General features: G+C 67.0%; 25 protein-coding genes and 4 pseudogenes. 9 read left to right on the top strand and 20 right to left on the bottom strand.

The window, feature by feature from the left end; genetic code table 11:
• Positions 1-56 precede the first annotated feature (56 nt).
• Positions 57-2030 carry a glycoside hydrolase family 15 protein gene (locus tag ACFY2Z_RS40365; protein ID WP_390749001.1) on the top strand — a complete coding sequence of 658 codons (1974 nt, stop codon included), beginning with the start codon at positions 57-59 and terminating at the stop codon, positions 2028-2030.
• Positions 2031-2163: 133 nt separating this feature from the next.
• On the opposite strand, the gene ACFY2Z_RS40370 is transcribed toward ACFY2Z_RS40365, so the two are convergent.
• The 9 genes and pseudogenes from ACFY2Z_RS40370 to ACFY2Z_RS40410 all read right to left on the bottom strand — a co-directional run.
• On the bottom strand, positions 2164-2442 hold the full coding sequence (locus ACFY2Z_RS40370) for a hypothetical protein (RefSeq protein ID WP_390748978.1): 279 nt from the start codon (positions 2440-2442) through the stop codon (positions 2164-2166).
• A 55-nt stretch (positions 2443-2497) separates the two neighbouring features.
• Positions 2498-2707 (bottom strand): hypothetical protein, encoded by a 210-nt coding sequence (locus ACFY2Z_RS40375; RefSeq protein WP_390748979.1) that lies wholly within the window; start codon positions 2705-2707, stop codon positions 2498-2500.
• A gap of 550 nt (positions 2708-3257) precedes the next feature.
• Complete coding sequence (locus ACFY2Z_RS40380; RefSeq protein ID WP_390748980.1) at positions 3258-4070, bottom strand: alpha/beta hydrolase; 813 nt, start codon at positions 4068-4070, stop codon at positions 3258-3260.
• Positions 3967-4815 carry an alpha/beta fold hydrolase gene (locus ACFY2Z_RS40385; protein WP_390748981.1) on the bottom strand — a complete coding sequence of 283 codons (849 nt, stop codon included), beginning with the start codon at positions 4813-4815 and terminating at the stop codon, positions 3967-3969. Before ACFY2Z_RS40385 ends, ACFY2Z_RS40380 begins: the two co-directional genes overlap by 104 nt.
• Positions 4816-4980: 165 nt before the next feature.
• Positions 4981-5460: a hypothetical protein gene (locus ACFY2Z_RS40390; RefSeq protein ID WP_390748982.1), complete on the bottom strand. Its 480-nt coding sequence runs from the start codon at positions 5458-5460 to the stop codon at positions 4981-4983.
• Between the two features lie 338 nt (positions 5461-5798).
• Positions 5799-6539 carry an SDR family oxidoreductase gene (locus ACFY2Z_RS40395; protein ID WP_390748983.1) on the bottom strand — a complete coding sequence of 247 codons (741 nt, stop codon included), beginning with the start codon at positions 6537-6539 and terminating at the stop codon, positions 5799-5801.
• 80 nt (positions 6540-6619) lie between these two features.
• A complete protein-coding gene (locus ACFY2Z_RS40400; RefSeq protein ID WP_390748984.1) occupies positions 6620-7177 on the bottom strand; it encodes a CatB-related O-acetyltransferase in 558 nt (185 codons plus the stop codon).
• Positions 7178-7983: 806 nt separating this feature from the next.
• Positions 7984-8274, bottom strand: a complete 291-nt coding sequence (locus tag ACFY2Z_RS40405) for an antibiotic biosynthesis monooxygenase family protein (protein WP_390748985.1) — start codon at positions 8272-8274, stop codon at positions 7984-7986.
• Between the two features lie 113 nt (positions 8275-8387).
• Positions 8388-8658, bottom strand: a pseudogene (locus ACFY2Z_RS40410) (mobilization protein); the annotation flags it as partial.
• Between the two features lie 134 nt (positions 8659-8792).
• On the opposite strand from ACFY2Z_RS40410, the gene ACFY2Z_RS40415 reads away from it, so the two are divergent.
• Together ACFY2Z_RS40415 and ACFY2Z_RS40420 are read left to right on the top strand one after the other, a co-directional pair.
• Positions 8793-9041, top strand: a complete 249-nt coding sequence (locus ACFY2Z_RS40415; protein ID WP_390748986.1) for a hypothetical protein — start codon at positions 8793-8795, stop codon at positions 9039-9041.
• Positions 9042-9300: 259 nt separating this feature from the next.
• Complete coding sequence (locus tag ACFY2Z_RS40420) at positions 9301-9504, top strand: cold-shock protein (RefSeq protein WP_390748987.1); 204 nt, start codon at positions 9301-9303, stop codon at positions 9502-9504.
• A gap of 540 nt (positions 9505-10044) precedes the next feature.
• Here the strand turns inward: ACFY2Z_RS40420 and tpx are convergent.
• The gene (gene tpx / locus ACFY2Z_RS40425) at positions 10045-10548 is read right to left on the bottom strand and encodes a thiol peroxidase (protein WP_390748988.1); all 504 of its coding nucleotides are present in this window, start codon (positions 10546-10548) and stop codon (positions 10045-10047) included.
• 340 nt (positions 10549-10888) lie between these two features.
• Here tpx and ACFY2Z_RS40430 point away from each other — a divergent pair, with 340 nt between their 5' ends.
• Positions 10889-11113: a hypothetical protein gene (locus tag ACFY2Z_RS40430; protein ID WP_390748989.1), complete on the top strand. Its 225-nt coding sequence runs from the start codon at positions 10889-10891 to the stop codon at positions 11111-11113.
• 863 nt (positions 11114-11976) lie between these two features.
• On the top strand, positions 11977-12147 hold the full coding sequence (locus ACFY2Z_RS40435) for a DUF397 domain-containing protein (protein ID WP_390748990.1): 171 nt from the start codon (positions 11977-11979) through the stop codon (positions 12145-12147).
• A 113-nt stretch (positions 12148-12260) separates the two neighbouring features.
• Here the strand turns inward: ACFY2Z_RS40435 and ACFY2Z_RS40440 are convergent, their stop codons facing one another.
• Positions 12261-12476 (bottom strand): hypothetical protein, encoded by a 216-nt coding sequence (locus tag ACFY2Z_RS40440; protein ID WP_390748991.1) that lies wholly within the window; start codon positions 12474-12476, stop codon positions 12261-12263.
• 292 nt (positions 12477-12768) lie between these two features.
• The gene (locus ACFY2Z_RS40445; protein ID WP_390748992.1) at positions 12769-13113 is read right to left on the bottom strand and encodes a helix-turn-helix transcriptional regulator; all 345 of its coding nucleotides are present in this window, start codon (positions 13111-13113) and stop codon (positions 12769-12771) included.
• A gap of 212 nt (positions 13114-13325) precedes the next feature.
• Between ACFY2Z_RS40445 and ACFY2Z_RS40450 the strand changes: the two genes are divergently transcribed.
• A complete protein-coding gene (locus tag ACFY2Z_RS40450; protein ID WP_390748993.1) occupies positions 13326-13976 on the top strand; it encodes an anti-sigma factor antagonist in 651 nt (216 codons plus the stop codon).
• Positions 13977-14053: 77 nt separating this feature from the next.
• Here ACFY2Z_RS40450 and ACFY2Z_RS40455 read toward each other — a convergent pair whose 3' ends face one another.
• The 6 genes and pseudogenes from ACFY2Z_RS40455 to ACFY2Z_RS40480 form a co-directional block, all read right to left on the bottom strand.
• Complete coding sequence (locus ACFY2Z_RS40455) at positions 14054-14344, bottom strand: PaaI family thioesterase (RefSeq protein WP_390748994.1); 291 nt, start codon at positions 14342-14344, stop codon at positions 14054-14056.
• Between the two features lie 437 nt (positions 14345-14781).
• Positions 14782-15787, bottom strand: a pseudogene (locus tag ACFY2Z_RS40460) (zinc-binding dehydrogenase).
• Positions 15780-15977 (bottom strand): annotated as a pseudogene (locus ACFY2Z_RS40465) (tautomerase family protein); the annotation flags it as partial. The pseudogenes ACFY2Z_RS40465 and ACFY2Z_RS40460, both read right to left, overlap by 8 nt.
• Positions 15978-16069: 92 nt before the next feature.
• Positions 16070-16846: a GNAT family N-acetyltransferase gene (locus tag ACFY2Z_RS40470; protein WP_390748995.1), complete on the bottom strand. Its 777-nt coding sequence runs from the start codon at positions 16844-16846 to the stop codon at positions 16070-16072.
• A 119-nt stretch (positions 16847-16965) separates the two neighbouring features.
• Positions 16966-17163, bottom strand: coding sequence for a hypothetical protein (locus ACFY2Z_RS40475; protein ID WP_390749002.1), 198 nt, complete (start codon positions 17161-17163; stop codon positions 16966-16968).
• Between the two features lie 81 nt (positions 17164-17244).
• Positions 17245-17633: pseudogene (locus ACFY2Z_RS40480) on the bottom strand (recombinase family protein); the annotation flags it as partial.
• 31 nt (positions 17634-17664) lie between these two features.
• Here ACFY2Z_RS40480 and ACFY2Z_RS40485 point away from each other — a divergent pair.
• The gene (locus ACFY2Z_RS40485; protein WP_390748996.1) at positions 17665-17823 is read left to right on the top strand and encodes a hypothetical protein; all 159 of its coding nucleotides are present in this window, start codon (positions 17665-17667) and stop codon (positions 17821-17823) included.
• 229 nt (positions 17824-18052) lie between these two features.
• Here ACFY2Z_RS40485 and ACFY2Z_RS40490 read toward each other — a convergent pair whose 3' ends face one another.
• The gene (locus ACFY2Z_RS40490; RefSeq protein ID WP_390748997.1) at positions 18053-18220 is read right to left on the bottom strand and encodes a hypothetical protein; all 168 of its coding nucleotides are present in this window, start codon (positions 18218-18220) and stop codon (positions 18053-18055) included.
• A gap of 483 nt (positions 18221-18703) precedes the next feature.
• Here ACFY2Z_RS40490 and ACFY2Z_RS40495 point away from each other — a divergent pair, with 483 nt between their 5' ends.
• A complete protein-coding gene (locus tag ACFY2Z_RS40495) occupies positions 18704-19348 on the top strand; it encodes a dihydrofolate reductase family protein (protein WP_390748998.1) in 645 nt (214 codons plus the stop codon).
• Positions 19349-19447: 99 nt separating this feature from the next.
• Here ACFY2Z_RS40495 and ACFY2Z_RS40500 read toward each other — a convergent pair whose 3' ends face one another.
• Positions 19448-20209 carry a class I SAM-dependent methyltransferase gene (locus tag ACFY2Z_RS40500; RefSeq protein WP_390748999.1) on the bottom strand — a complete coding sequence of 254 codons (762 nt, stop codon included), beginning with the start codon at positions 20207-20209 and terminating at the stop codon, positions 19448-19450.
• 122 nt (positions 20210-20331) lie between these two features.
• Between ACFY2Z_RS40500 and ACFY2Z_RS40505 the strand changes: the two genes are divergently transcribed.
• Complete coding sequence (locus tag ACFY2Z_RS40505) at positions 20332-20724, top strand: hypothetical protein (protein WP_390749000.1); 393 nt, start codon at positions 20332-20334, stop codon at positions 20722-20724.
• Positions 20725-21247 lie beyond the last annotated feature (523 nt).

Consider the following 21247-nt stretch of genomic DNA (forward strand, 5'->3'; position numbering starts at 1 on the left):
TCCGAGTAGTCCTTCATCGCCATCGGCGGGGTTCTCGCTTCCTCCGGATCAAGCAGATCCAGTATCAGCGTGTCCACCACTCAGGGGGAGGCCCCGACCACGGGCTCATCGGTGACCTGCACACGGCCGCGCTGGTGTCCACCGAGGGAACGATCGACTGGTTCTGCAGCCCGCGGTTCGACTCGCCGAGCATCTTCGCAGCGCTGCTTGACGGTGACAGCGGCGGTCACTGGACGATCGTTCCCCGGGCGCCGACGTATGCGACCAAGCAGCTGTACTACCCGGACACCTGTGTGCTGCTCACCAGATTCATGACCGAGCAAGGCGTCGGCTCGGTCGTGGATTTCATGCCTCCTGCCTCGCCGCGCAGTCCGACGAACAAGCACCGGCTGGTCCGCATGCTGCGCTGCACACGCGGCGAGATCTCCTTCGACATCGAGGTCGCCCCGCGGTTCGACTACGCGCGGCAACCGCACGAGGTCACGTCCTCCATGGGCGGCTGGCATTTCGCCAGCCGGGATGCGCACTTCACCGTCCACGTGGTGGACACACTCGACGACGAGCGCCTGGACGACCGGAGAATCCGCGCAGGCAACGCGCTCATGTCCATAAGGCTGCGGGCCGGTATGACCCGCGGCCTCATGCTGGAGACGTTCGCCGACGGTCCGCCCCGCATCGTTCCGCCGGAGGAATGCGAGCGCCTTCTGGAGGGCACCATCGCCTTCTGGCACAACTGGCTGGCGCGTTCGCGCTATACCGGACGGTGGCGGGAGACGATCAACCGCTCTGCTATGACGCTCAAACTGATGACATATGCCCCATCCGGGGCCATGGTCGCGGCCCCGACCACCAGCCTGCCGGAACAGGTGGGAGGCGAGCGCAACTGGGATTATCGCTACGCCTGGGTGCGTGATGCCTCCCTGTCCCTGCACGCGCTGCTCGGACTGGGATTCACCGACGAAGCCATGGCCTTCGCCGAGTGGCTAGGCGACCGCGTTCAGGAAGTCGCCGGACGGGGCGAGCACCCTCTGAAGGTCATGTACCGCGTCGACGGCTCCTCTGACCTGGCGGAGCAGAGCCTCGGGCACTGGCAAGGCTACCGGGCCTCAGCTCCGGTGCGGGTCGGTAACGGTGCCGCTGACCAGTTGCAACTTGACATCTATGGCTCGGCGTTGGAGTGCCTCCATTTCGCCGATCTGCGCGGTCTGCCGACAACCTGCCGCATCTGGGAGGCACTGATCAACACGGTGGACTGGGTGTGCGAGAACTGGGACCGTCCCGAAGCCGGTATCTGGGAAACGCGGGGAGGCGACAAAGACTTCACCTATGGGCGGCTGATGAGCTGGATCGCGCTGGACCGGGCCGTCCGTATGGCCGCCCGGAGCGGCCGCCCCGGCGAGGTGCAGCGCTGGACCAGGCAACGCGACGCCGCCTACTGGCAGATCATGCGGCGAGGTTGGAGTGAGGAGCGGGCCGCTTTCACCCAGTACCTGGGCAGCGAGGTCCTGGACTCCGCGTTGCTGCGGATGCCCGCGGTGGGGTTCATCCCCCCGCAGGACCCGCGGTGGCTCTCGACCCTGGACGCGATCAAGAAAGATCTAGTGTCCGACGGCCTCGTGTATCGGTACGATCCCTCAGCCTCTCCGGACGGGCTGCGCGGGTCCGAAGGCACCTTCTCCGCGTGCACGTTCTGGTACGTCGAGGCCCTCGCCCGCGCCGGCCATCTGCGTGAGGGGCGATTGGTCTTCGAGAAGATGCTCACCTACGCCAATCATCTCGGTCTGTACTCCGAGGAAATCGGGCTGACCGGCGAGCAACTCGGCAACTTCCCACAGGCATTGACCCACCTCGCCCTCATCTCCGCCGCCCTGAGCCTGGATGCCCATCTCGACGCCGCCGTACCAGGGTTCCCTCCCACCTCGCCGATCCCGGTTCCCTATCTCTACGCCCAACCGATGGGGTCGGAAGCCGGGGGTCCGCCGCTCACCCCGGCCACCCCGTATCCGTCGGACCACATCATCCGCAGGTGAGCGCACTAACCTGCATCACGGCATAGACATCACGGGCCTCGCCTCGCCCTGAAGAATCCGGACATTTCGGCGTGCGGCCAAGCGCACAGGGTACGGAGAGCCATGGTCAAGGCGGGCCACGAGTCCGGGGATCTCACGCTGCCGTGTGACGACCGGGCCGGTGGCGGGAGGCGATGGTGGCGGTCAGCGCCTCGACAGCGTCGACGGTCGCGGTGCTCAGGGCGACGGCGCGGCCGATCGCGGCGCTTCCGGAGCCGTCTGGCCTCTCGGCCAGCAGGCCGGAGCGGGCGGTGAAGGAGTCGTAGACCGACCGCAACGCCCCCGGGGCCACGGTCTCGGCTCCGGCGGCGGCGCGGGCCAGGGCGGTGAGGTGTTCGTGCAGCGGATCAGCCAGTTCAGTCAGCCCCGGCACGGCCTCCTGCGAGGTACACGGCAGGTGTTCGCAGGATTCGAACCGCGACACCGATTTAGGAGTTCGATCCAGCGGGCCCATGTGGCCCCGCTCCGTCTGCGGCGGCGTCACTGGCGATGAGGGCTGCGCTTACGGCGCGGGTACGCCGGTCGCGGCGGGCAGCCAGCTGTTCGTAGGCCTGCGGACCGGCGCCGTACGTCTCCTCGACCTGGGCAATGACCTGGTCCATCTTGGTGGGGTCCGGGGCGCCGATCTCGAACGTCATCTGGGAGCCGATAGAGGCGATTTGGTGGCGGATGCCACCCGGTCCGCCGCCGAGGTGTCGGGACTCGAAGGGCCCGATGGTGGCCCAACGCAGACCGAGGGACGCTTTGACGAGCTCGTCCAGAGCGCCTCACCCATGGTGGTCCAGTAGATTGTGTCGCCGACCCGACGATGCCGTCGGGGCGGGCGCCGGTTCGCTCGGCGAGGATCTCCGGCGCCGGTGAGGGGATCGACTTTCAGTATGCGCCCGGTGAAGATGCCGAGGGCCAGCACGCTGCTCGTCATCGGGTCACCGCCATTCGGGACGGTGCGAGCCGCGCGGGATCAGCGGGTTGGTGTAGTAGCCCGGGGTCTGCGACATCCGGATCTGCTCAGTGACGCCGCGGTAGCGACCCAGCGGAGTGTCGGCGGTGAATGCCTCGGGGTCGAGATACTCGGGACCGGGTGCCTTCCCCGGGCTCGGTGGTGGAGGCGGTCGAGTTGCAGATATGGGGCCGTGCCGCGGGTTCCAGCGGCTCGTCGTCGGTACCCGCGACCGGATATCCCTGCGGTTACGTGCGCTTGTTTGTGGGCACCGGGTCAGCGGGCCGGGGAGTGTCATGCTGCCCGACCCAGTCGAGCACGACGTCGGCGACTTCACGCCACCCGCTGTCGAATACCAGCGAGTGCCCGCGCCCCGGGATCCGTCGGTAGTCGGTGTTGGTTCCGGGCTGGTAGAGCTCGGCCGCCTGGCGTGCCACCACTTCGGGGACGGTGTGGTCGCGGTCCCCACCGAGGATCAGCAAAGGCCCGCGCACGCGGTCGCTCAGGTCGACCTCGGTGGGCGAGTACGGGTCCTTCTTGGCGGCCGTCAGATCGAATATCGGCCGTCCCGGTCCCGGAATCGCCCAGCGCCGGTACAACTCGTCAGATTCCTCGCGGCTGACCGCGTTGCCGAACGCGTAGCGGAACTGGCGGCGGGTGAGCATCACGGACCCGTCCCGGTTGGCCTTGCTGCGCAGCACTGGCAGTGCCGAACGGATCTGCGGGATCGGCAGGGCCTTCACCCCCTTGATCGGCGCCGGGTCGATGGCGACGGCGGCCGAGGCGATGCCCGAGGCCAGGAGCTTCTGGGCGATCAAACCGCCGAATGAGTGCCCGATCACCACGGGGCGCTCGCCAAGCCGGTCGATCTGGCGCGCGATGTGATCGGTGACGTCCTGCACTCCATAGCCCGCCACCTGCTGGGGGAAGCGCCGGGTCGCCTCGACCGTGTCGCCGTCACCGGGCCAGTGTGCGGACCGCGCCTCGTAGCCGGCGCTCGTGAACAGGTCGACCCACGGGTGCCACGCCGAGGCGTGGATCCACAGTCCGTGGACGAGCACGACCGGGGGGGCACCGGGTACCGACCGCGGCGGTGGCGGCGTCCTCGATCACCTTCGTGACAGTGGACGGAACCTCGAGCATCGACAGGTGGTCCGCGGCGGCAGTCACGACCGTGCCGTGCGCCCGCTCTGCCATGGCCTGCTGCTCGGCCGGCGGGATGACCTGGTCCTTCGTTCCGATGAAGAACCAGCTGGGCACGGTCTGCCAGGCCGCGGCTCCTGACGGCTCGTTCAGGGCGCCGCCGGTAACCGGGGCCTGGGAGGCCGCAAGCTCGGCGCCGACTTCGGCGGGCAGGTTGCTGGCGAACGCCTTCGGGAAGAGGTCGCGCTTGACGTACAGGTCCGGGTCGCCCTGCGGCTCGGACGGGTCCTGAACGGCGTTGAACACGCTGGTCGGGTCGGTGGCCGCGAGCAGGGAGCCGGGCTTGGCGCTGGTCAGCTGGGCTACGGTCTCCGCTTGCGCCGGGGCGTAGGCGTCGATGTACGCCAGGGCCTTGACACGCGAAATGCCGGCCGCGGCATTGGTGATGACCGCTCCGCCGTACGAGTGGCCGACGAGCACGACAGGGCCGTTGGTGGCCTGGTTGACGAACGCGGCGACGGAGGCGGCGTCGGCAGACAGGCCGCGCAGCGCGTTGGGCGCGTCAAGGACGGTATAGCCGTCCTGCTGGAGCCGGGATGTCACCGGAGCGAAGCTCGAAGCGTCCGCCCAGGCCCCATGGACTAGGACGACCTGCCTGCACATTCGCCCCTCAGATCCGACCTTGCAACAGCCCTGCTGGGCGTGATGCGCGCGTTCAACACCAATTCGTGACCCCGGCCCTCGGCGAGGCAAACCAGAATTTGGCTGCAGTACTTAATAGTGCCGGTCGGCGAGGTGCTCCCACGCCGGGCGCTACCGCGAGCGTCTTTATGGATGAACCAGAGAGACGACGATTCTCGCGGGTGGTGGCGTTTCAGTGAAGTCAGCATGGCCCCTTACAAATTCGTAGTCGTTCGTTCCACCCGTGACCGCCATCCGGAAACCCGAAGTGCCAGCCTTTTGGGTAACCAGCGCCTCCAGCATGATCTGACCTTTTTTTGGCAGGTCCAGCGCGGCGTGACAGATGCTGGTGAGCGTGTTGGGAGCGGTACTGACAGCAGTGATTTTGCAGTAGTACGAGAATTTCCCGTCGCCTACTGCGGTGTTCCTCTCAGCAACTTTCCCACTGCCGCCGAATTCGTCCCCCGGCTTCTTAGATGTAAACGGATACCCGTACTGCGTGGTTCCAGAGACCGTCAGGTATAGCTTCTCTGTACCGACATCCCGGGTGGCAGCCGTTCCTGGCGAGGCGGTGGCCGACACTCCCATCAAAGCAAATGCCGCACTAGCGATCACCCTGGTTCTCATTCTGTTCATTTTCCGATTCCCTAACCTTTCCTTGGGGACTTGCATTCAAGTTTCCCGATCAATTGACTGGGTATTACAGCCGGAGGTTCACGTTCCTGCAGGTCGGAAGGGTGCGAGCCACACTTTGTCCTGATGTAGCATCAGCTAAAGACATCGGTGACCAGGCGTGATGCGCAGGTTCAACACCGAGCCTTGACCCTCACTCTTTACGGGGCAAGTCGAACGTGTTCAACGCGGGACGTTCCTGTAATCCGAAAAGAGTGCAGATCCTCTGAGGTTTGATCAGAGCCGCGTGACCAGCGGCCTTGTGATTGCTGTGCGATCGGAAAGGATTCAGCTCAGGCGAGACCACCGTTGCCGAACAGTACCTGGCCGTTTACCCAGCGCGCTGGTCCTGCGAGGAAGGCCACTATCTCGGCCATGTCCTCGGGGCGTCCCAGACGCTCGAGCGGTGCGGCCTTGGCGAGGTTTCCGATGGTTGTCTCGTTCTTGTCACCGAAAAACATCGAGGTGGCGGTAGGGCCGGGGGCGACAGCATTGACCGTGATGTCCTTGCCGCGCAGCTCGCGGGCAAGCACCAGAGTAATTGCCTCAACAGCCGCCTTGCTCGTGACGTATGCACCGTAGGCGGGCCATTGCGTGCGGGTCATGGTGGTGGAGAAGTTGATGATTGCTCCGCCGGCGCGTAGTTGCCGGGCCGCCAGCCGGTCGACGACGAACGTGCCGCGGATGTTAGTGCGGTGGATCTGGTCGAGCTCAGTCAGGTCCAGGGTCGCGATTGGTCCAGACCGCATGATGCCGGCGGTGTGGACGAGGACGTCGATTCCCCCGAATTCAACTTCGACTTCATTGAAGGCTGCAGCCATCGCGTCTTCGTCGGCGACATCGCCGCCGATTGCGATAGCCCGACCGCCACGCGACGCGATCTCCTCCACCAGGCTGTAGGCCGTGTCCTTGTTTTCTGCGTAGTGAACACCTATAGAAAACTCTTCTTCCGCCAGTCGTCTGACTACGGCGCGACCGATCCCGCCGGACCCACCGGTGACGAGAGCGACACGAGAGTAAGGAATCTGACACATTCCTGTTTCCTCCTTGAAGCGTCTAGACGAGACCCGTACCTCGTGATTCCGATTCTGGCTGCGCATATTTACGGGAGACGTCACGCCACAGGGGCAGCGACTGCATTTCTATGGACCGTTGGACCTGAGATGTCCCATGCCTGGGACGTCTCCTCGAGGGCGTCGATACTTGATCCGCAGACAACCGGACGTAGAGACTCGAATTTTTCGTCGCTCCACTTGTAGATGTCCAGTGCCAGGAGCCGGTCGATGACCTCCGGAGCGAAGCGCTTCCGGACTTCCCGTGCAGGGCTGCCGGCCACAAGGGTGTAGGGCGGCACATCGCGGGTGACTACACTTTGAGCAGCAATTACGGCGCCTTCGCCTAGTGTTACGCCAGGCATGATCATGGCGCGCATGCCGATCCAGACACCATCCTTGATGACAGTGTCTCCCTTTCCCTGATAAGCGTCGACGCGAACGTCGCGGAAAGGATAGAGACTGAACCAGTCTGTGCGATGAAGATGGTTGCCGCCCATGAGGATTACAACTTCTGCTCCGATGCACACATAATCGCCGATATGCAGTTGGTCGATGGGCCAGGGTGGCACCCAGTTCCGGTTCTCTCGGCTGTAGGCATCTCCGTGGAGGTAACGCACCACGGACCCTTCGAAGTCGCCGGACCAGGCGTGACTGTAGTAACTGTGAGTTCCTGTCACGTGGATGTTGGGGTTGGTTACGACCTCATGAAGGTACTGCGGCCTCGACCAATGAGAACCATCAGGCATAGCGATGCTGCTCTCGGCTAGAAGCGGACAGGATCCATGATTTCACACTGAGCGGTAATTCACATAAGGGCAATACTGTCACGCAGGAGAGTTTCCCTGCCTGAAGTGGATTCCTTGATTATTAACTGCTGGTAGACATGAGTACCCGGATCTCTTGCGCACCTCTCCACCTACTCCCCTTTCCACCCTAAGGAAGCAATCAAGTTCTACGGAGGGTGTTGATGTCCCAGGGCTGCCTCACTGCGGCAGGACGACAGTGCATGATCCGCCGGGCCGGCACCGGACCGCCTGCGTCGCTGACTCGCGGTGCGCGAGAGCGTGCTATGGCAGCAGGTCCCGGACAGCGGCGGGGACGAACCCGTGACCCCGTTGCGCGACGGCGCGGCGGAGGACATTCGCGCCTTCGACACCGCTGTGGATGCCACCCGCGCGAAGGGCCTGCCAGCGGCCCAGGAGCTGCTGCGGGCCGACGCGGCGCGCGGCGCCTCCCTCGACTTCGGGCTGCTCCAACGCTGGCAACACGTCCTGAGCGCATCGCAGCCGCCGCCGTTCCGCGGTCTGCCGGCCTTCGGCAAGGGAGGCCGGGAACGCCGCGGCATCGGCCCTGCCACCACTGCGAACCCGCCAAGCGCCCAGTCTGGGGCCTGCCGGCATGTCACGCGGTCGACGGAGTCTCATCAGAGCCCCAGCCCGCTCGCAACGGACAACTCCTGCTTGGCGGACCCTCTTTTCAGCTTCGGCATGGCCTCGCTGACGGCTTCGGGGAGCTCCAGCCAGGCATCGTGGGGCCCTTTGGTCTGCCAAACCTCGGTCACCCAGATCGTGACGTCGTCGTCGTGAGGCAGACCCACGAGGTAGAGGTCGCAACCAGCTTCACGAAGGCCGCCAGCAGCGCTCAAGAGAATGGAGACGACTTCGTCGTGGGAACCGGGCTGGGTCTTCGTCAATGCGATGCAACCGAAAGTCATGCGGGGCTCTCCCTCCAGGGGCAAGGCTGGGAAGCACAGTGCCATCGGCGGCTGGCGGACTCAGCGCACGGCGGGTCGGCGGATCCTCCAATGACCGAGCTGGGCGATCTCGCCGAGATGTAGCGGTCCTCGGGGTCAGCACGAACCGGGCAGTCCCAGACGCAGTCGGTGAGCCTTTTGCCGAACTCGCTGTTGCACAGCCGTACGACCGCATCGAGGCGGCAGGCGAGCTGGTCAGGGTGGCGTCTCCTCGCGACCGGGGTCGAGCATGGCGAAGCCCGCCACGGTATGCGGAACGAGGTGTTCGTCGTGACGGCTCGGGCCGTACAGGTAGGCGAGCAAGCCGCAGGTGTCGCTGTCGAGGACGTGGGCGACCTGGTTGATGTTGACGCCGATCGGGTTGAGCGCAAAACCTGAGCGCGAAAGATATACGCGCGGCGGCGCTGCACGGTTCACGCATTGGTGTTCGACCAAGGGGTCCCCGCGCTCCCTGGTCGGCAGGGGCGTAGCGTCAGCGCATGGATTTCCGTATCACCGCTCGGGAGGAAGCGCTCGTCTTCCGGCTCGCGAAGCTCCTGGACGCCGGCATGCCACCGTTGGAGAGACACCTCGTCCAGGAGCTGGGCCCGGACACTCGGCAGCAACTCGAAGGGCTCAAGGCGAAGGGCTGGATCCTCGTCCACGGGGCTGCAGACGGGATGATGGCCGTCGATCTCACTGGGCCGGGGGGGAAGGCCGTCCGCAGCCGCCGCGTTGTCGGCCGGTAGCGGCCAGCAGGGCAACTCACAGCTCAACTCCTGGCCTTCGCGGGCGTCGTGGTCCTGGGGCGCTTACGTGATCCCGTAAGGCCTGTTACGAGTGGCCCGGCCCGGTGTAGCGTCGATGCCAGAAGTCGTGGTTCCGAAGTCTGTTCGCCCGTGGCACATGTCTCGGGCGTTCTTGCTGTTCAGCGCCTCTCCGGACCAAGGCGATCACCTCCGGATCCCGCGCGGTGCGGGGCCCTGAATTCCCTTGAGGGAGACAGGCATGGCCACCGGTACCGTCAAGTGGTTCAACGCTGAAAAGGGCTTCGGATTCATCGAACAGGACGGCGGCGGCCCCGACGTCTTCGCTCACTACTCGAACATCGACGCCTCCGGCTTCCGCTCCCTGGAAGAGGGCCAGCGAGTCACGTTCGACGTCGGGCAGGGTCAGAAGGGCCCGCAGGCGGAGCACATCCGCCCCGAGTAACAACACGTAGAGAGACCCCGGCCGGATGGTTACCGGCCGGGGTCGTTGCTGCCGGGGTGAAGGGGGGCCCGGTCACGTCGTACGTTCCTTCGCGGAACATGAAGACGGAGGACCAGGCATCGGCTTCCTCACGGAAGTAGCCGCCGTAACACGGCTCGTCGACGTGCGGAGCCAGCAGTTCAAGGACCGCTATGAGCTCCTCCACGGACGAAGAGTCCCCAGGCATTGCGAGAGCCGCGGGGCTGGTGCACCAGACGCCCGAGCTCACCGTCGGCCAGGTGCGTGTTGCTGTCCGAATTCGGAGTCAGCAGGGGATACGGGCACTCATCAGTACCGACAGCTGCCGGCTGGGCGGCGCGCAGGCCCATGCGTCAGCGGAGGGCGTCAAGAACTGACTCAGGGGTGTTGTCCTTCAGGAAGCAGGTGAAGACCATCTCGTAGTGCAAGCTCATGGGGACATCCTGCAGCCCACCCGAGGCTGCGGCCCGGCTCGTGGCTGGGCTCAGCTCACCCACAACGCTTGACTATCGCTCGCCGGCCTCAGCCCAGAACGGCCAGGGCAGCGTCGTAGTTGGGCTCGTTAGTGATCTCCGGCACGAGCTCGGAGTAGATGACCGTGTCGTTGTCGTCCAAAACGACGACGGCCCTGGCGGCCAGACCAGTCAGCGGACCCTCAGTGATCTCCACTCCATAGTCCCGCAGGAACTCGCGGCCGCGCAGCGTTGACAGGGTGATCACGTTGGTCAGGCCGTCGGCCCCGCAGAACCGCGACTGTGCAAACGGCAGGTCTGCGGAGATGCACAGCACCACGGCGTTGTCGAGTCTGCCCGCCACCTCATTGAACTTCCGGACGGACGCCGCGCAGACGCCGGTGTCCAAGCTGGGGAAGATGTTCAGCAATTTACGCTTCCCGGCGTAATGGTCCAGCGAGACATCCGACAGATCCTTGGCGACCAGCTTGAACGGCTCCGCCTTCTGCCCCTTCGACGGGAGGTCACCGGCGACAGCGATCGGGGTGCCCTGAAAGTTGACCTTCGTAGACATGGGCTGTCTCCTGGGAGTGAGGCCTTGCAAGGACTCTGTGATCCTACAGTTACGCTCGGCCACGCCTGCGACCTAACGTCCAGGTCGGTGAAGCTTGATTCGAAAATCAACCACGCCCGCAGGTCCGCTTCAACCGCTTGGGCCTGGACGGTTTGGAGGATCTGGGTGGTCAAGCCGCAAGCGTCGGATCACCGAGGCGGAACGCTCCCAGATCATCGCCCTGGTCAGACGGCCCGCGCCGGGCCGGCTCACGGTGCAGGCCGACGGCGAGTTGGCTGCGGCGGATGGGTCCGGACCACCGGAGTGGACTCTCGACGCACTGGCCGCTGAAGCACAGCGGTTGGGCCTCGAAGTCGGCCGCAGCCTGGTCCGCCGGATCCTGCTGGCCGAGGGGGTGCGCTGGCACCGCACCCGGTCCTGGCCCCGCTCGAAGGATGTGAGTTCGAGGGAAAGGACCAGGATCATCGAGCCCTACACCTACCCGCCCGAGGGCGCGACGGTCGTCTGCGCCGACGAGCTCGGACCGGTCATCCCCCGCACGTTCCCGCCGGCGCCGGGCTGGTAGCCGGACGGCCACCGCATCAAGTCCCAAGTCGACTACAGCCGTGGGCCGGAGAAGACCTGGGTCTAGGGCGGGCTGCGAGTGCGGGACGGGCACCAGGTCACCATGACTGCTTCCTCCGGCATTCGGACGAAACCTCCGCCGTTCCCCAGCTGTTCTCAGCAAACCGCGGCCTGATCGGGCACACGCACGGGGACTGATGTAGTGCGTAGATGCCGAAGGCCCCCGCTCCGCATCTTGCTCGCCCGGTACGGGGCAGAGCTGCCCTGACCGGCCGACTGCGGCACGCACCGGCCGGAGACTGCCCGCCGGGCCGGCCTGGGGACCGGCAGTGGAGCCCGAAAGACGTGTGAGAAGCCGACCGCCGCACGCAGTAAATAGTTGATCAAGGAACGCTAGGGGCCTCCGAGGCGGTGTTAGTGTCCGGGTGCTCTGCGGTCCCGTGCCGCGGCGGCGGGGGCGGAAGGCCGCGTGCGTGGGGAGACGCATGTCGCCCTGGCAATCGCCGTGCGCGCAACCGGGTCGCCGGGCGCTGCCCCCGCGAGAGCGCAGGCATTCGACACTGACATACGGGCACGGCGCGGAAGGAAGACACCTGTGAATCGAACCGCGCACCAGTGCGGCAGACTCGCCCTTCTGCTGGCCGGCGCGATCGTGGCAGCGTTTCCGGCGACAGCGGCCGCCGACGAGACCCCGATCGACCCGGCACTGCCGACGCCTACATTGCCGGCCGGAGCGGACTGCGGCAGCGCCAGCAGCCCGACCTGGCGGACCGTGTCCAGTCCGCCTCCCGCGGGGATGACCATCTCCATCGGCGGACCGCGGCCCACGGTCAACGGGGTGACGTACCAGGGGGTCGCCCACGCGTGGGACGTGGACGGTTCGCAGGCGGCCGACGGGTCCGTCCCGGGCAGCCCTGGCGTACGCGAGGAGCAGCGGTCCGTGGCTCCCAGAGCCCGGACAGTCCCGTACTCCTGTTCACCGAGGACGAATGGCGTGCCTTCGTCCGAGGTGTCAAGGCAGGAGAGTTCGACTAGTACTTCGGCAGCGCTTTGACGTTTTCCCTGTTCATTAGCAGTTGGGCGAGCACAGTGGGCTGATGGCTCGTCAGGGCGGTGCTGCTCGGCAAGTTCGACGACCGTGGCCGCATTCAGTACACCGGCCGCACCACCACTCTCGCCCAGGCGGCGAGCAGCACGGTCGCCGGACTACTCGCCCCGGCCGGCGCGAGCATCCGTGGACGGGCTGGTCGTTCTCCCTCGGGCGGGGCAGCCGGGAGACGCTGGACGTCACGCTGGTGGAACCCGAGCAGGTGGTGGAAGTCGGCGTCGACGTCGCCCGCGATGCCTCCGGCCGGTGGCGCCACCCCGCACGCATGCACCGTGCCCGCCCTGACCTCACCCCCACCGACGTCCCCCGCATGACGGTGCCGCCGCGCTGACGGCCGATCTCGGTTGCGTTCGCGCCGCGCCGCCGTCAGTTGGTGCGTCAGCGACCGGTGCGGCTGTCGTCGACCGTTTGGGTCAGCGCCTTGGCCGCTACCCGGGCGCGTTCGGCGTCCTGGCGGGCAGAGGAGACCGGATGGTGCTGGCCGTGCTGACCAACCGGCCGAGCGGCGGCCCGATCCCCGCCGCGGCTGCGCCGCCGATCCCGCCGGGTCAGGGTGCGTCGTGATCTGCTGCGGTTGCAGCGGTGTGGTGCGTGGACTCGTGGTGGACCAGGAGCGACAGCAACTCTGCGACGGTGGCCGGGGCATCCGCGGGATGGCGCAGGGGCGCGTCTGGGGCGATGCGGTAGACATTTGAGCGGCCCTCCCTGACGTGGGTGAGATACCCGCCCTCTTCCAAGTCAGCGATGATCTTCAACACCGACCGCTCGGTGAGTCGGCAGCGCAAGGCGATGTCGCGGACGCGGGTGGTGCGGTCTTCGGCGATAGCGGCCAGCACCCGAGAGTGATTGGTCAGAAACGTCCAGCCAGTATGCGGCTCCGGCACTCGATCCATGTACCCCACGATAGGCGTCTTGATTCACGCGTTCAAAAGGATGAATCAAATTTCATGTTTTTGTTGACGTGAGAGTCAGGTGGGGTGATGCTGGAGGTGGTCGACGAAACCGGCATGTGCGGGAGCTTGAGATGTCCCATCACGCGGCCCTTCCCCCAGGTGAGGGGCCCTGCACTGAGTGTGGTACCACGTTCGAGCAGACGCCGACGCCGGTGACCTTGCGTGTCGACGCCATCGGCGACCGGCTCGTGGTGACTGTCTCCGGTGAGCTCGACCTGGAGTACGACCAACTGCTGCAGCAGACGCTGAGCAATGCACTCGACGACGCCAACGCAGGCCTGGAACTCGATCTCGCGGGCGTCGATTTCTGCGACTGCTCCGCCCTCAACGTCCTACTGAACGTGCGCCACCGCGCCCGCGCCAGCGCCAAGAGCCTCATCCTGCGCGCCACCAGCCCGGCCGTGGAACGCCTGCTGGCCCTCACCGGCACCCTCCCACTCTTCGCTCCAGGCTCGTCACAGCCGAATGAGCACCCGCCCACTCCCTCAGTGCCACCGCGCCCCGAGACAGCACGCACAGCAGACTCATCGAGCGATGATCTCGCAACCGAGAACGCGCAACTGCATCGGGCGCTGCAGACCCGCGCGACGATCGATCTGGCCCGGGGCATGCTCATGGCATCGTTCCACCTGACCGCGCAGCAGTCCTGGCAGGTCCTGGTGACAACGTCCCAGCACAGCAACACGAAACTGCACCTCGTCGCCGACGCCCTCCTGCAGACCACGAACGGCCAAGCGCTGCCCGAGCCCCTTGCCGACCACCTGGCCACAGCAGTGCAAACGCACGGCAACCCAGCAGACTGAGCTGACCCGGATCTTGTAGCGGCCGGAACTGCCAGACGGTGTCGGCGACGGCTGATTCACGCGTCGCCGACACTGGGTCACCGGTCTGTTTGCAGCCCCGGAAACAAAGCGCGGGTGCGACGAGGATCGGGAGCGATGAGGACTCCGTCGGCTGTGACCAGGTCTGTGGCAGGGGCTTCCTCCGTGGTGATCGACCCGCTCACGAAGACCTTGCGGTCGTCCGCGCCGGTGACGCGGGCGAGGATCCTCAGAGGTGTTTCCGGTGGGACCGGGCGGTGGTAGCGCATCTGAAGGGAGACGGTCAGGCCGGGCGTTCCGGCTTCTGCGCAGGCGCGGCCCATGAGTTCGTCCAGGAGCATGGCGCTCATGCCGCCGTGGCCGTCCTTCGTGGGCGATGCCGAGCGTGCAGTGAGCCATCAGGCCGTCTGCGGTGTGCGTCACCTGCACGGGCGGGGCCTGCGGGCTTCCGGCCCCGGTGACAGGGCCGTACATCCGGGCTCCTGCGGGGAACTCGTCCACCTCGGAAATCGCCGCTCGCGACCGCCGTCGCCCCGTCAGCTGACCGGTCACGTGGCGGACGCCGTCCGCCACACGGTGGAGTGTGTCCGGGGAGGCGGCGGTGCGGACTGTGGCTTCCACCAGGACGCGCAGTTCGTGGCCGAGGCGGCTGATGGCCGCCTTCTGGTGTTCCAGTTCCTCTTCCTCGTCTGTCGCTCGCGTGGAGTCGGTGGGTGTCGGGTCGGTGAGGGACGTGTGCATCAGGCTTCTCGGGGCGGTGGGCTGGTGGGGTGCGGGCCGGGTGCGGTCAGTCATCGGCCCGGACGAAGACCGGCTTCAGACGCTTCTCCGGCAGCGCGGTCGGCAGGTCTTCCCAGTCGATGACGTGGGAGACGACTTTCTCGGGGGCGACCTTGCCGGAGGCGGCGAGTTCGAGGGCGTCGGGGATGTGGGCGCGGACATTGTCGCGGGCGATGCGCAGGGTGACGCCGTTGAGGTACATGTCGAGCAGGGGTAGCTCACCGGGACGGAAATGGTTGCCCGCCGACTCGCAGATCCCTTCCGGAGTGAGGGATTTGACGGCCAGGGCGAGCTGGTCGACACGTCCGGTGGCCTCGACGGCGATGTCGTAGCCCTGGGGGATCGGGTCCAAGGTCTCGGCGGTGGCGGCCCCGAACGCGCGGGCCAAGGTGCGGTGTTCGGGGCCGGGGTCGACGTAGAGCACTTCGGAGGCGCCGAGTGAGCGGGCGATGTCGCACACGTACAGGCCGATGCTGCCGCGGGCGACGACCAGGACGCGGGCTCCGGGGCGGCCCTTGAGGTGCGACCAGGCGCCAGGCCAGGGACCAGTTGTCGCTGGCGGAGGCCATGGCGACCGGGTCGAGGCCGGCCGGTAGCGGGACGAGCATGGCGTCGGCGTAGGGCACGCGGACCAGGTCGGAGAAGAGCCCGCCCCAACTGCCGCCGATCGGTGCGCCGTACATCGCCATGTAGGGGACAGCGGTGCAGTGCGCGGTCAGCCCCGCCCGGCAGCGCTCGCAGGTGCCGCAGTTGATGGACCAGGGTACGACGACCAGGTCACCGGGGACTACGGCGGTGACGGCGTCGCCGGTCTCGACGACCCGGGCGATGCACTCGTAGCCGAGGGCGAAGGGCGGGCCGATGAAGCCGTGACCGGCCAGGATGGAGGAGTCCACGTCGCAGGAGGTGGCGGCCACCGGGGCGACGATCGCCTCCCCGTCGGCCTGGATTTTCGGGTCGGGTGCCTCGCGCCACGCGACGGTGCGCCGGGCGACGTAGGTCAGTTCACGCATCGGTGCGCTGTCCCTTCGCAACTGCCACCAGGTCGGCGTAGCGGATGACGGAGCCGCCCGCGCCCCAAGTACCCTCGGGTTGTTCGTGCACGAGGACCCACACCCGCAGGGCGTCGTCCGGAGCGAGGTCGGCCGCGGCCAGGACGGCCTTCGTCGCCTCCTCGACCAGGCCCGCCTTGCGGCGCGACGCCTGCCTGGTCCTCGCCCGCCCCGCCCTGCGGGTCCGGCGAGGACCGGGGTGCTCCAGCCCGCGAGCGAGAAGCGTTGAGCAGGGGTTACCGGCTACGGCTTGTACACGTACGGGGTCGTGGTGCTCAGAGCGGTGAAGCCGAGCCGCTGCAGGATCGGGCGGCTCTCGTCGGAGGCGTCTACCTGTAGGTAGCGGTAGCCGTGCTCGGCGGCGATCTTGGCACGGTGCGCAACCAGCGCCCGGTAGATCCCCCGGCCACGCCAGGCGGGTACGGTGCCGCCGCCCCACAGACTGGCGAACTCGGTGCCCGGGTGCAGTTCCATCCGCGCCCCGCAGACCGGCATGTCGCCGACCATCGCGACGACCATGCTGACCGTCCTCGGGCTCTCGGCCAGCATGTCGAGCAGGCTCGGCCGCAGCCAGTCCGCAGTCGTCTCGAACGCCCCCTCGTGCGCGGACAGCATGAGCTCCACGTCGGCCGGGGTGGTCACCGGGTGCAGCCGGACACCTTCGGGCAGTCCGCCGCCATCGGGCAGGTCGGCGATCCGGGCGATCATCAGGGCCTCGTCGGGCTCAGCCTCGAACCCGGCCGCCAGCAGCAGTTCGCCGAGATCCTCGGGCTGGTCGTGCGAGTAGAGCTTCCACTCGAACTCACGGCCTAGCTCGGTGAAGTACTGCACCTGCTCGGCGATCGCCGACTGCGCCGTGGCCTGGTCCAGGCCGGACCAGACGACCGCGCTCCAGCCGCCCTCGACGCCGACCTGACGCACCACCTGGCCGACCCGATCGACCCGGGTGCCGGGCGCGTCGGCGAGGGTATCCCGCCGCAGCTGACGGTCGAAGAGGGCAAGTACTTCAGAAGTATCCATCCGCGCATTTCAGCACGGGCGAGAGGGCTCACCAAGCGGATTTCCCCCTACCTGGAGGGGGGAGCCGGATCAGCGGCCGCAAAGACAACGAATATCGCTGAACTGGGCCGATGCCGTGGTTACTTTGCCGACTGCGCTGGGCGGGGCAGTGCTGCTGCCCCTGTCGGCTCGGCGAGCGCGAGTCGTCCGCCCTTCAGCTCGGGCACGTACTTGTAGATCGTGTTGCGGGAGACACCGAGGAACTTGGCGATCGAGGAGACCATGTTCTCCGGGCGGGTGAGCAGGTCGCGGGCGTGGCGTACCTGTTCCTCGGTCATGGCCGGCGGGCGGCCGAGTCGGGCGCCGCGGGCGCGCGCGGCGCCCAAGCCCTCGTTAGTGACCTGCACGATGAGTTCGCGGATGAACTCGGCGAGGGCGGCGAAGACGTGGAAGAGCAGGCATCCGCCGGGCGTGGTGGTGTCGAGCGTCTCGTGGAGTGAGGTGAAGCCGATGCCGCGCCTGCGCAAGCCGGAGACGATGGCGATGATGTCCTGGATGGAGCGGCCGAGCCGGTCGAGCGACGGGACGACGAGGGTGTCCCCGGGCCGGAGTAGTCGAGCGCGGCCCGCAGTTCTTCGGCTTCGGCGTTCTTGCCGGACTTCTTGTCGGCGAAGATACGGAGGCATCCCGCTTCGGCGAGTACGTGGATCTGTCGGTCGAGCAACTGCCCCTTTGTGGACGCGCGTGCGTATCCCACGCCGCGGCTTCCTGCTCCGCGTCGACCTGGCGAAGCCCAAGCGGATTCCACGCTCGCTCAGGAACGAGCCCTGGCCCCGGCAATGGCAGCTCGGCAGACCTGTGGCCAATGCGGGAGGCGGTTCTACATCTGCCTCTCCAAGAAGCTCGGGTGCTGCCTGGAGTGCTTCGACGGCACACCCGTGGACCCCGGTGGCTACATCACTCCCCTGGCCTCCGGCACGCACCGGGCGGCCGCCTGACCCAGCAGCGCCCCGAGCACTGACGGCTGCCTGATCCACCCGTCCCGCCTCGCGCGGGCCGGGTGGTGAAGGGGAGCCGAACAGCCCGGCTGGAAGGGAAACGACCATGCCCCTCGGCACCAGCCCCGACACCCTGCCCCTGGCCATGTGCGACCCGGGCAAGAACCTGGACGATGCCTGCCACGACGTCGAAGCGAAGATCAGCCGCACCGACAGCAAGGCCCCCCTGTTACTCGCCTTCGACGGTGCGGTCCTCGCCGAACTCGCCGGCGTCGTGGACAAGGAGCTGCCTCTGCCCGCCCAGTTCGTCGGCGGCGCCGCTGTCCTCGCGCTCGTGGCTGCCGCCGTACTGCTGCTCCTGGACATGCACGTGCGGCGCGTCCCAGTCCTTTCGCACCCTGTGCAGCGCGGACCAGACGGCCTGGCGGCACACCCACCCCACCCGCTTCGACCAGTTGCGGCAGTAGGCAGTCCGGCAGTTCAGGACCCGCCGCACCCGTTGAGACCTGACGCCCTGCCTGGCCCTCGCCCACCCCGCCCCGCACCCCCGGGCCGGGCGAGGACCGGACAGGCCGCCTGGCCGCGCGCACCACCCCAACCGCTAGATAGTGCTCTGACCGGGGAAGGTTCGCCGGGTTGGCGGTTGGAACGGCTGGATGGGCGGTGACGTCCGTTGCGGCGCACGTGAGTGGTCGCGGCGGCCACCGTGACCACCTTGATGCCGTCCGCGCCGGCCCGGCCACGCCGCCAACGGGGTGGCTTGCTGACGCGCCTCGGAAAAGAGTTGTGGTCCGCTGTCGATCCGGCCACGTCCCGTTCGACGTCATGATGTGCGGCGCCTCGCCGCACGATGACGCGACAGAACCTAACGAGGAAACCCGTGGATCAACTGCTGAGAGTCATGAACTTCAACGTCTCGAGTGACGGAATCGGTGCCGGTGAGCACCAGAGTCTCGAGCGGCCGTTCGGCCAGGACCATCCCGAGAGGCTATTCGCCTGGGCCGGAGCCACGGCGAGCTGGCCCATACGCACGGATCCCGGCGGGAGCCGGGGCCTCGACGACTACTTCACACGGGACTTCGCACGCAACATCGGTGCCGAGATCATGGGCCGCAACAAATTCGGTCCCCAGCGAGGGCCCTGGCAGGACCATGAGTGGCGCGGCTGGTGGGGGGAGGAGCCCCCGTTCCGCACTCCGGTGTTCGTCATGACTCACCACGAGCGTCCGTCGCTCACGCTCTCCGACACCACGTTCCACTTCATCGACGACGACCCGGCCACGGTCCTCGAACAGGCCCGGCAAGCGGCACAGGGCAAGGATGTCCGGCTCGGCGGCGGCGTCACCACCATCCGGCAATTCCTCGACGCCGGCCTCGTCGACACCATGCATGTGGCGGTCTCGCCGGTAAAGCTCGGGTCCGGACTACGACTCTGGGAGTCCCCCGACGAGCTGCTCGACCGGTTCCACCTGGAGGTCGTGCCCAGCCCGAGCGGCGTGACGCACCACCTGTTCTGGCGAAGGTGACGCGAGGGCCCCTCGAGTTCAGGAAGCGACTGCGAGGGGGCATCCGCTGGGGCGGCGGATCACTCACCCATCCCGCCTGAAGGTCACGGAAACGCAAGATCACGGACGAGCGGCCATCAGCAGATCAACCACGTAGGTCTCTTCCAAGGTCTCATCAGGGAAAGAATTGCGCAGGTGTCGGCGCTCCTCGGCGAGGAAGGCACGGTTTGCAGCCTGGTCGAGCACGAGGAGCGCCGAGCGGCTGCTGATGTTGGCAAGGTGCGTGTCGAGGGAGACCGTCCGCTGCCAGCGGATCTGCCGACGTGCGACCCGCAGCCCGGTCAGGCCCGCAAGCCGAATGGCTTCGCTGTCGTCGGGACGCACCGCAGGACGCGGAGGCTCTCCGCAATGGTGCGCGATGCGCTCATGCTGGGCGTGGATCCACGGCACGTCGAAAGCGGTGGTGTTCCACCAGATTACGAGCGCACCGCCCGGGCGCAGGACACGCAGCGCTTCCGGGACGGAACGACTGGTATCGGTCCACTGCCAGGACTGCGCGTACGTGAGGAGATCGTGAGAGGAATCGGCGAGAGGGAGGGCATTGCCGTCACCCCGAACGATCGGCACGCCCGGGAGCACCTGACGAAACTGGGCAGCCATCGCGTCACCGGGCTCGACGGCGATCACGTCAGCGCCCCGCTCACTCAGGAGCCTGGTCGCAATTCCAGTGCCCGCACCGATGTCCGCGACGCGGGCACCCGTCAGCGAACGGCTCAGGAACTCCTCAACGGTGTCGAAGAGCGCGGGCGGATACGAAGGGCGGCTCGCCTCATACTGGGCGGCCGCCGAGTTGAACGAATGAGCACGTGAGCTGGCAGTCATCTCGTCATCATCGCTCCCTCACCCGGCATTGGACATCGACCACTTACGCCGCTGATCGTTTCCGGTCACAGCACCAGCGAGAAGGAGACCCCGTTTTGGCGAAAGCCCCGACCGTCGTAGGAATGCTTCCCGAGCCCCCGGCACCGACCCGGTGGAAGGTCGACCGCCCCAAGGACTTCGGCGTCACCGGGCTGCTGATCGACTACCTGGTCGGCACCCACCTGCACGCCCCCCAGCAGCAGCCGGACCAGCCCCGCCCTGGCCACACCACGCCCGCGCCGACCACGCCCGGAGAGCACCCCACGCACACGGCCATAAACCAGCCGCGCCACCCGTTGCGCCCCGCCGACACCAGCACGACGTCGGCGGGGCGCGGCGCTGTCCACCGACGACTGGAGGAAGTGCTCGTGCTCATCTCCCGCCCACGCTGCCGGATCGGCGGGCCCCGCCCGCAGCGTCCCGGCCCCCGCCACCCGCACCGCCTCGACCGGCTGCCCGGCGCCTGGAGCAGGTGATGCCGTGCTCCCGGAAGAAGCACCCCCGCCGTGAGGTGGACCGGGTGCCGCGCAGCGAGGCGCTGCTGCCAAGTGGAGTTCACGCGGGTTCCTCGACCGCCCGGAACGAGAGGTGAGTGCAAGTGAGGAGGTGAGAGCCCCTCTGCTGGCGTTCACTCGTGCGTCTGGGATTCCCTGTATTGCAGGCAGATTCAACGAGTTCGGCCAGTAACTTGCGAGGCTATGCGGGATTCAGGAAGTCGCCGTCGTCTGACGTTGCTTGCCGGGCAACCGGACGACGGCGATACGCACGGTTCCGGCGAGGTGGCAGGCAGCGGCCTCGCGGACGTGGCCGTACTCCGGCGACGTGCTACCGCACAGACTCATGCTGTTGATGAACACGGTTTCTACCTCGAAACCGTCTCGGAGTACCTGTGGGCCCGGGACGTTGGGTCATGTCCCCTGTAGTGGTGTAACCGTGCCGGGTTGATCTTCAGCCGGATAGATCTTGTCCATGCTGCCTTCGGGCAGGTAGCGGCGGGGG

Source organism: Streptomyces sp. NPDC001222 (assembly GCF_042896945.1).
In the GTDB taxonomy this organism is placed as follows: domain Bacteria; phylum Actinomycetota; class Actinomycetes; order Streptomycetales; family Streptomycetaceae; genus Streptomyces; species Streptomyces gibsoniae.